Annotated in this window: 6 protein-coding genes; all 6 read left to right on the forward strand. The window is 32.5% G+C overall.

Annotated features, from left to right (window positions below; genetic code table 11):
- Nucleotides 1-146 precede the first annotated feature (146 nt).
- Nucleotides 147-485, forward strand: a complete 339-nt coding sequence (locus GCQ56_RS06805) for a LiaF transmembrane domain-containing protein (protein WP_152733663.1) — start codon at nt 147-149, stop codon at nt 483-485.
- A 25-nt stretch (nt 486-510) separates the two neighbouring features.
- Nucleotides 511-1236: a LiaF transmembrane domain-containing protein gene (locus tag GCQ56_RS06810; RefSeq protein ID WP_152733664.1), complete on the forward strand. Its 726-nt coding sequence runs from the start codon at nt 511-513 to the stop codon at nt 1234-1236.
- 4 nt (nt 1237-1240) lie between these two features.
- Nucleotides 1241-2290 (forward strand): sensor histidine kinase, encoded by a 1050-nt coding sequence (locus GCQ56_RS06815; protein ID WP_152733665.1) that lies wholly within the window; start codon nt 1241-1243, stop codon nt 2288-2290.
- Between the two features lie 2 nt (nt 2291-2292).
- The gene (locus GCQ56_RS06820; RefSeq protein WP_152733666.1) at nt 2293-3042 is read left to right on the forward strand and encodes a LytTR family DNA-binding domain-containing protein; all 750 of its coding nucleotides are present in this window, start codon (nt 2293-2295) and stop codon (nt 3040-3042) included.
- A gap of 267 nt (nt 3043-3309) precedes the next feature.
- Complete coding sequence (locus GCQ56_RS06825) at nt 3310-5715, forward strand: outer membrane beta-barrel family protein (protein ID WP_152733667.1); 2406 nt, start codon at nt 3310-3312, stop codon at nt 5713-5715.
- A gap of 171 nt (nt 5716-5886) precedes the next feature.
- The gene (locus GCQ56_RS06830) at nt 5887-10551 is read left to right on the forward strand and encodes a hypothetical protein (RefSeq protein ID WP_152733668.1); all 4665 of its coding nucleotides are present in this window, start codon (nt 5887-5889) and stop codon (nt 10549-10551) included.
- Nucleotides 10552-10565: the final 14 nt, after the last annotated feature.

The raw sequence follows: 10565 nt of genomic DNA on the forward strand, positions 1-10565 counted from the left end.
TTAGAAATCGATAGTTAATAATAGTTATCCATTTACCGATTCATTTGACTTGTTAACCGATTACATATATTTAAATTTTACATTTTGAAATACTTTAGTATTGTAAGTAACCGAAGAGCGTTATTGTCTAAATAAAATTAATAGACATGGATGAAAATAAAAAAAATAAAAGCTTGTTTGTAGGGATTGGTTTAATTCTTATTGGTAGTATTGTTTTACTTGAAAGATTAAATTATCATTCCGATTTTATAATGAATTGGCTTTACAGATGGGAATCGGTAATGATTCTAGTTGGTATATTGCTAATAATTGTTCGACGTAAATATTTTGGAGGTATTATTTCAATACTTATCGGTGGATATTTCCTTATTGATGATTTGTATTTTCTTCCTGAGAATAGTGAAATTTGGTTTTTACCTGCAATTTTAATTTTTGGAGGTTTAGGATATATTCTACAACCATCATCAAAAGAGTGTATTAAGTAAATTAACATTTTAAAATATATTTGTTATGAGGCATCATCATCATTCAAACCCGAAGAATAGAGAAAATAACCGTGTGATTTTTGGTATTTTTTTAATTTTATTTGGCTGCTTATTAGTTCTTAAAAACCTTGATATATTCCCTTATTACATGAAGGATATTCTTTTTTCATGGCCAGCATTATTGTTCGGATTGGGAGCATTATTTTATCTTGGTAAAAATGATAAAACAACTGGCTTTGTGTTAATGGGTGTTGGAGGCTTATTTTTATTGCCTATTATATTTGACTGGGGATTTCATTGGAAGGGGATTTTCTGGCCGGTTATTTTAATTGTCGTTGGAATATTTATAATTCGTAAGCGTAGCGAATGTATGCCAAACTCAAAAGAACGATCCGGGAATGAATCTTCTTATATAGATGAATTAAATGTTTTTGGAGGAGGAGAAAAAGTTATAAATACCAACAACTTTAAAGGTGGGAAAGTAACCTGTGTATTCGGAGGTACGGAACTAAACTTAACTAATGCTAATCTTGCGGAAGGCACTAATGTTATTGATGTTTTCACAATGTTTGGAGGATGTGTTTTAATTGTTCCTTCAGATTGGGAGGTTAAAGTTGAAGTTTCCGCTATACTTGGTGGTGTCGCTGATAAACGAATTCCAACAACAAATTATATTGTAGAACCAAAAAAAGAGTTAATAATTAAGGGAATAGTTGCATTAGGCGGATGTGAAATTAAATCATACAAATAGCCTAATGAGACACCCAATACTACAAAATCGTTTTGGTATACCAATTTATATTTCAGCCTGGCTTTTATTTGCAAGTTTGTTATTTGTAATTGGTTGGTATTTTGAAGAGAGAACAGCTTATAATTCCTTTGTAAATTCATTTAGTTTCTCTCTTCCCTTACTAATTTTAGGACTTTGCATTTGGTATGTTGTTAGGTATGTGAATATCGAAAATTCCGGTATTCCAGGTTTTATATTACATCATTTGGCGGCAGGTGGAGTCGTAGTTGGTTTATGGATATCGAGTGCTTATCAGATAAGAAATGGATTATTTGCTAGTTATGATGTGGGTATTGATTATATTATTCCCATACATTGGCAGGTGTTATTTACACTATGTGTTTACGATTATTTAATTATTGTTTATTATTTAATTATTTATTACAATAACTTTAAAGATAAATTAGTACATGAATCCGAGTTGAAAAACCTTGTGAAGGAGGCTGAGTTGAATGCATTAAAATCTCAAATTAATCCTCATTTTCTTTTTAATAGTTTAAATTCGGTTAGTTCATTAACTCTTTCAAGACCAGAACAGTCAAGAGAAATGCTTGTGAAGTTATCTTCATTTCTACGATATTCTTTGGATCAGGATTTAAAGGAGTTGAATAGTCTAACGAATGAATTGAATAATATTAAATTGTATTTGGAAATTGAGAAGGTACGTTTTGGTGAGCGTCTTCAGCTTGATTTTGATTTGAATGCGAAGTGCGAAAATTTAAAAATTCCCAACCTGATACTTCAGCCATTGTACGAAAATGCAATTAAGTATGGAGTACATGAAAGTTTAGAACCTGTTACAATTACTACCAATTGTAAGGGGAATTCGGATAGACTCGAAATAGATATTAGTAATAATTTCGATGCTGAAGCGGTTCCTCCTAAAGGGAATGGAATTGGTTTAAAAAATATTCAGGAGCGTTTAAATTTGATTTATGGACGTTCCGATTTGATGAAAATTGTTAAAACAGAAAATCAGTTTACAGTTTATCTTGAATTTCCTCAAAGTAAGTAGATATGAATACGATTAAAACAATAATTATTGATGACGAGTCTTTAGCTCGGGATTTGGTTAAATCTTATTTAGATTCAGAAAATGATATTGAAATAGTTGGTGAGTTTTCGGATGGGTTTCAAGGATTAAAGGCAATTCAGGAATATCATCCTGATTTGATATTTCTTGATGTGCAAATGCCAAAATTAACAGGTTTTGAACTGCTGGAATTGTTGGACAAACCTTATAATATTGTATTTACTACAGCGTATAACGAATATGCTATAAAAGCTTTTGAGCATAATGCCGTCGATTATCTTTTAAAGCCCTTTTCGGGAGAAAGGTTTAAGGATGCATTAACAAAAGCTAGAGAGAGAATCAATAATAGTTTAACTAATGATCAAATTGAAAAAATAACATCTCATAATGATTCATCAAGTGAACTAATAAATAGGGTAGTTGTAAAATCCAGAAATAAAATTGATGTAATCGCAGTGGATAAAATAAAATATTTTGAAGCTCAGGATGATTATGTAATGATATATACTCATACAGGAAGACATTTAAAACAAAAAACTATGAAATACTTTGAATCTCACTTGAGTCAAAGTGAATTTTGCCGAATTCATCGTTCTTACCTTGTGAAAGTTGATCAGATTTCCCAATTGCAACCATATGAAAAAGACAATTGGATTGTGATTTTAAAAAGTGGCGAGAGTTTAAAAGTTAGCAGAAATGGTTTTAAGCTCCTAAAAAAACAACTTGAATTGTAAATAGAATTTCTTTTGTAGGTAAACCATCATTCATTCAGAGTGGTGGTTTTTTATTTAATATATTTTATTGAGGAAAAGTTTTTTGCTATTTTATAGAATACGTGAAAAATCTAATAAAATTAAGTGAACTGGAGTTTTTTGATGATTGAATGAGGTTTAAACGCAATAAAAGAGAAGATGAAAAGTTTAAAATATTGTGTGATATTTCAACATAATGATATATATTTGTTCAGCCACACTACATGTTAAACTAATCTATAAACTACAATGAACCTTAAATTTTCTTTTTGGAAGAATATCATCGTTTGCGCAATGTTGATTATTTTTTCTTCAAATTATGCTTTTTCCCTCAATCCAACTGCCGAACTTTTGGCATCTTCTGTAAAAGGGAAAATTATTGAAAACAAACATCAAAAGCCTCTTGAATTCGCTACTGTATCTATTTTTTGTTTAAAAGATTCTACTTTGGTAAAAGGTACAATAACCAATAAAAAAGGTGAATTTAAACTTGAAAAATTAAAAGCGGATGCTTATTTCTTGAAAGTTGACTATATCGGGTACAATTCATATACGCTTAAGAAATTAACACTTGCAAGCAATGAGAAAAAAGTATTAAAACAAGCAATTTCCCTTGCTGAAGATACTAAAGCATTAGAAGAGGTTGTTGTGGAAGGAAATCGCGAATTCTCGAGAATGGAATTGGGAAAAACGGTTTACAATGTATCTAAATCCCCGATTGCTGATGGAGGAACAATAAATGATGTATTGAATACTGTTCCTAAGTTGAGTGTAAATTCTGATGGTGATATTCAATTTCGTGGAAGTTCGAATGTAAAAATTTTGATTGATGGAAAAATCAGTGGATTACTTGGTATGAATCCTTCCGAGGTTCTATCTGGAATGTCAGCTTCTGATGTGGATAGAGTAGAATTGATTAGTACTTCTTCTGCAAGATATGACGCAACTGGTGCCAATGGGATTATTAACATTATCATGAAGAAAAATCGCACTAAAGGTTTTAATGGTAGTGCTTCAGCAACATTAGGAACTAAGGATAAGAAATCAGGAAACTTTAGTGCTAATTTGCGTACTGGAAAAATAAACTTCTTTGGTCAGTACGTTTATAAAGATGATTGGGCTGGTAGAGATTATAATGTTCAAAGATCAATATATGAGACAAATACATCCCTTGTGGAGCATGCAGATGTAGATTTTGGCAACAGATACCATATAGGTAAAATCGGGATGGATTTTTTGATTGACGATAACAATACAATAACCTTATCGACTACTTATAGAGATATTTTGCAGAATTGGAATGGAAATTACGAATATATTGAGAGCAATGTGTTAAGTAGTGGTATGCCAGATGTATCATATAGAAAAAGTGCAGTGGATCTTGATTTAACTTCCAGAATCTACAATGCTTCCTATATACATAAATTTAAGAAGAAGGGACAAAGTCTTTCTGTAGATTTTGCATATACAGATAATGAAGCCGATAATTCAGGTAATTATAGTGTTCGTGAAGAACCATCGAATATTTGGTATTATTCGGGAAGTGATTTTTACAAAACCGCAAGAAAAGAATCTGTAGCTCAAGTTGATTATGTGCATCCTGTTGGAAAAAATGGAAAATTAGAAACAGGATATTTGTATCGTAATAATGAAATTGATTACGAAGACCAGGAAGATTTATCGACAGCCTTTAACTACGAAGAAAATATTCATGGTTTGTATTTGATGTATACCGGAGCGGCAGGAAAATTTGCTTATGAGTTAGGTTTAAGAGCGGAGTATTCGGATATAACAACGAACAGGGAATTTAAGGATGATTATTTGGATTTGTTTCCTAGTGTTCATTTATCCTACGATTTTTCAGATACAAAAAAGTGGGAATTGGCATATAGTAGAATGATATATCGTCCAAATTCGGGTATGTTAAATCCATTTCAGAATTTACGAGATCCCGAAAATCAACGCCTAGGAGCTCAGGATATTGAAGCGTATTACAATCATAATGTAGAAATGTCTATGTCTTATGATAGAAAAAAGGCAAGTTATAAAACGACTTTATATATCAATTATTACAATACATTAATTAATCAATATAGAAGTATAAACGACGATAATGAATCTGTTGTGACGTATGGTAATTTTGATAATAAATTTTATTCAGCATTAGAATTCGAGGCTTCTACTAAGTTAAATAAATGGTGGAGCTTAAGTGGTTATATTGGTGGCATTTATGAAAAAACAAATCCGGGTGATGATTTTAATTTTGGATCGCGAGACATGTGGGAAGTTTTAGGTAAAGTTACTTCCATAATGAATTTCAAAAAATGGTTCAAAATGCAAACTAGTTTCCGTTACCAGTCCGAGATTTTAACAGCTCAGGGAAAATATCAAAACTTGTATTACGTAGATTTAGGTTTAAGTCGTAAAGTTTTAAAAGGAAGAGGTAGTTTGTCATTTACTGCTAATGATATATTTAACACATTTAAATTTAAAATCCACTCCTCCGATCCTGACTTTTACAACAAAGAAATTAGGTATAAAGAAACACAAATTGCGAAATTAACTTTCAGATATTATTTCGGTAAACGATACCGGGTTTTACGTGCAAAGAAAAAGAGTTCTGGAATGAAGAGACATTCAGAATTAGATATTTAAAAATCTTATTACAATAGAAAAGAACCTCGTCAATTTTTGACGAGGTTTTTTTATGCTTATTTCTTCATTAATCAAATATTATTTAAACTCAATAAAAATAAAGCACTCTTCTATTGACATTGCAAACTAGCTTTCTTAATTTCTATTCTATTGCACGAAAGGGTAAGAGAGATGAGATTTAAATATTTAGATATAAAAAGGCTAAAGAAAAGTAGGGGAGATATAATAAATCAAAAACCAACTTCTTCCAGCAGGCGCAATTTTTTAAGAGGTATTGGTATTGGAATCTTAGCTTTTAATCCCACAATTAAAGTTTTTGGACAAGTTTTAAGTAAGGATATCAATTATAGAAAAAGACGAAATACCCTTACATTTTTTACGTCAGATGATCAAAACTGGATTTTAGATACACGATTTTTTGAGGGAGATGCGATATTAAAGTTCAAAAAAGTTAAGGAGGATTATTTCATTGATTTACGTAATGCGATTTATCCTGGTTCAACTATTTCCTTCGATTTTAAGGCTCATATTTATTATAGTCTGGAGTGGAGAATTGAGTTCAATTTTACAGATCTTGATATTAATGCAGATCTTAATTTTAAGGATTGGATCAATGGAAGATTACAAATTTCGGATTATTGTGATGTAAAGGAAATATTTCAGATGAACGATCGATTTTCATTGGATATTGAGGATCACTCCCATGTGATAATTAATAAATATTGGAAAATTGATTTGGAAGGAAAGAATTTGGCAATCTTAAAATTGCCTGAAAATAAAATAGTTGTACGGCAACTTAGCTTGAAAAAGCCTGATAAGGATAATTTAGCATTTTCTCATTTACCACCTAAACTTCAAATTGATTTTTTAATTTCTGATGTAAATTCTCTTTTTACGAATTGGAAAATAGCAAATGGCGATCAATTACAGGTTAACTCTTCTATAACAAATCAAAAGTATTCTCTTATAGTTGGGGTTAATTCAGAAAGTAAAAAGGAGTATTTATTGTTGTCTAAATTCGATAAGATAAATAATTCTACACCTCATTTTTTATTTTATAAAAAACTTGAGAAAGAAAAATCACAACAAATTGATTTGTATAACTCTCAATTAGCAGTTGAATTTATAGGTGAGAATGAAAAATTGGTTTTATTGGCTGGTTTATCTTCGGTAGGAGCTTGGATGGCATCTGGCGAAAACAATTACTTATTGTCCAATTTATCGGATCAATTACCTGCAATCGAGATGTATGGGAATAATGGAGTGATCAACGAGATTAAAGGGAATGCAAAGGTGCTTGCATCACATTATAAACTAATTGATGCCCTAAGTTTGCCTGTTGAATATCCGGAAAATCCTATTGTAGAGATTGAGTTACAGCAGCAAAAGGTTCAAACGAAAAAAAGAGTTTTAACAGAGGCGCGTTTGGGAACAATTAAGTTTAGAGAGAAGGAAATCATTCGCTTAAGTATTCTTCGTCCTGAGGATATGTTGTTTTTGCAATTTGAATTTTATAATTTTAAATACATTAAAAAAGGTCAGCAGAGTTATTTGGAGATTGATAATCCAAAGAAACCTGCGGCAATGATCGTAATTTTCCCATCACAACATACTTTGGAACAAGCCTTTGTGGAGAACAATTCATTACCTGGTGGAGAGGGGAATGAAAATGTAATTCTTCCTGCCAAATATATCCGAAGCGGTAAAAGTAGATTGGTCTACTCGGTACCTTCAAATTTTGAGGGAATGCCAATAATAATGGAGCAACTTTTGGATTGGTCACGCTTTAAACTAAAAGTAAACTACCGTGCAAGAGTTATAGAACCACTTAAAGTTGTATTGAATAAATTCCAGAAAATATCTTCCTATAAAATTCAGGGAGATTCGAAATTGAACAAGAGAGTAAGTAAGCAGAATCTCACTATTGCTAAATATGGAAAAAAACGCTTGAGTCAGCAGAAATTATATGGAGCAAGTGAATTGAAAAAGTCTTTACCCAAAGAGGTTAGTGGGCAATTGTACGCTAAAATTAATTATTCAGCCCTCAAGATTAAGTTGTTGGAGATGAGAAAGCCATCTGTTTTTGAAACATCAATTGAGGCACCAACTCGTTTGTTCATTTCGCCAAATCAATTGGCTGGATTTGCTCATAAAAATAAGATTGATTTAAAAGATCATCAAGAGATAAATAAGGGAACTATTAAAAATTTACAGTTCAATAATCCATTAATATCTAATAAAGGTAAATTGTCGGAACTGTGGCATTCGATAATGGGTGTGCGTTTAAAAAATGGTGAAGTCGATGAAAATGTACTTTCAGGATTTAGAACTGTTCGAGCTCTTTGGGCTAGAGACGCAAGAAAAAATCTGAAACCAAAGCCTCCAAGAAATATTCCATTTAGAACGGCTTTGGATGGAAGAGACAGACACAATATTGTACATCAGACCTCAAATTTTTTAATCAAAAATTATACTCCAAAACCTGTTAAGGCTGATCGATTGATGCTTACATCATTAGGAGCTTGGTTTAATTTTAATGCGAATTTCAATTTTCCAGACTTTCATGCTCAGCCTGATTTTGAACTATTGGAATGGGAACATTTGGCTACTCTTGGACGCGATCATTATGTGAAAGTTGTAGAAGCAGGATTTTTATTTCCATTTGGTCACACGGCTTCATTAGTGAAAATAACCGAACGTAAGCCTGATAATTCAACTAAATCTGCTGTTAACAGACAGAGAATGTATATTGTTATTTTAGAGCCTGTAGTGTATTACGAAATGCGTGATCCTAAGAATGGATTTATTCCATTTCCATTTCAATCGGTAGAAATTTTGGCTTCCAAGACTCCAGATTTGGATCCTCCAGCTAACCTTGTAAATCTGGGTGGAGATTATAATTTTTGGATACGTTCAGGAGTAATAGAATTGCAATTCGATTTATTATTGGTTGATCAGGAAGGGGAAGAAGAAAAGGTACGAATGCCGTTGATTTTTATTGGAAAATCTGCTGGATATGATCAGTCCAAATCGGAAGATGTTGTTAATGCATACAATTCAGAAGTCAGTAGAACAACAATAGATTTTAATCGCCAAGAGATTGCATATTCACCATCTTTAATTGAAGGCGATACACAATTTGAAACTAGCGAAGTACGATATGGTGCACAAATTTTGATTAACAAACCAGCCAGCATTCTAAAATTTCATCCAACCATAAAAACAGCTTCGGTTAAAGTAAAGGCTGTGGAAGAATTAACGGGCAATCCTGATCCTGTTTTAATTGAACTTATAGATGACGATAATTCGGGTAAGATATTTGCCAAAGTTTTGGGAAATCTAAAGGCTGATTTTTCGGGAGAATCGGACAAGTCAGGTGGGTTTATGAGTCCAAATACTCAAGTAACATCATTATCGAAATTGAAAGGACCTTTGGGTGGGGTTGTAGATAAAATGCAAGATTTAGATTTTGATCCAACAGAGTTTTTTGGATCACCAGGAGATATGCCGGTTGCAAAATTGTTTGGAGTGGTTTCCATTTTTGATCTTTTGTTGGGGAATTTGAATTTTGGTGCTGAGGGAAATCAGCAAGCCGACTTCCTCTCTAACCGGAGTGGTGAGATGGAATCATTAAAAGAGAATATCTTTCAACAACAAGCAATTCTTGAAAATGCCGCTGATGAAGCTAGAGATGCAATTGAGCAGGAAATACAAAATCTTAAAGATCAATTATCATCTAAGGTAAATGAACTGGAGCAACAACTAAGTGATCAGGTTCCTAAAATTCCAAATTTTAATGCCTATAAAACAAACAATGCTTTTGTTGTTGAATATCGTTGGATTCCCGAAATGGAAGCTAGTAAGTCTCTTTTTGGAGGATTTCTAACAGTGAAGGTTCAGAAACCAAAGGAATCATTACAAGTTATTAGTAAGTTAAGTAGACCATTCGATACAGCACAGAAAACACAATTTGGCGTTGATGCATCTTTTACCGATTTCTCGATTGAGATAAAAGAATTGATTCAAGTACGGTTCAAATCCTTAAAATTTGGTGGTGGCTCAGGCAAAAAAGCGGATGTGAAAGTTGAAATGGCAGAGGAAGATTCGATTTTATTTATGGGACCATTGAGTTTTGTAAATCAATTGCAGAATTTAATTCCATCTAATGGATTTGCCGATGGACCTTATATGAAATTATCACCTACAGGAGTTAGTGCTGGTTTCGATTTAGCCATTCCAAGTGTAGAAGTTGGTGTTTGCACCATTGCTAATATGACTTTGGGCGCCGGTGTTAATCTACCATTTACAGGTGCTCCTTTAACGCTTAAGTTTAACTTTTGTAAAAGAGAAGCTCCTTTTCTGTTAACTGTTTCGGCATTTGGAGGTGGAGGTTATTTCCTGATGAAAACCAGTGTTAAAGGTTTTGTGGGAATGGAGGCAGCTTTCGAATTTGGAGCAGCCTTGTCTGTTAATTTTGGTATAGCGAGTGGTGGTGTTTCTGTAATGGGAGGATTCTATTTCAGTATGGAGATTGTAGATGATCACACCGAAACAGTATTAACGGGTTATATCCGTTTTAATGGATATCTATCCATACTTGGAATCATTAGCATCTCATTGGAGATTTATCTGGCTTTTGTAGCTATGTTCCAGAATGGTAAAGTTGAAAAGTTGTATGGAGAGGCAATTGTAAAAGTCAAAATTGAAGTCTTGTTCTTTAGCAAGACTGTAAGCTTAACTGCTAGAAGAGAATTAAAAGGTGCCGATGCAGATCCTACCTTCCAAATGATAATGGAAGAAAACGATTGGTTAGAATATTGTCAGGCATATGCTTAAATCAAAATTGAAAA

The organism is Marinifilum sp. N1E240, assembly GCF_009295825.1.
GTDB classification, from domain to species: Bacteria; Bacteroidota; Bacteroidia; order Bacteroidales; family Marinifilaceae; genus Marinifilum_A; species Marinifilum_A sediminis.

Excerpts from the sequence above, each read along its gene's own strand:
- GCQ56_RS06805 (WP_152733663.1), top strand. The coding sequence starts at position 147 with ATGGATGAAAATAAAAAAAATAAAAGCTTGTTTGTAGGGATTGGTTTA.
- GCQ56_RS06815 (WP_152733665.1), top strand. The coding sequence starts at position 1,241 with ATGAGACACCCAATACTACAAAATCGTTTTGGTATACCAATTTATATT.
- GCQ56_RS06825 (WP_152733667.1), top strand. The coding sequence starts at position 3,310 with ATGAACCTTAAATTTTCTTTTTGGAAGAATATCATCGTTTGCGCAATG.
- GCQ56_RS06820 (WP_152733666.1), top strand. The coding sequence starts at position 2,293 with ATGAATACGATTAAAACAATAATTATTGATGACGAGTCTTTAGCTCGG.
- GCQ56_RS06830 (WP_152733668.1), top strand. The coding sequence starts at position 5,887 with ATGAGATTTAAATATTTAGATATAAAAAGGCTAAAGAAAAGTAGGGGA.
- GCQ56_RS06810 (WP_152733664.1), top strand. The coding sequence starts at position 511 with ATGAGGCATCATCATCATTCAAACCCGAAGAATAGAGAAAATAACCGT.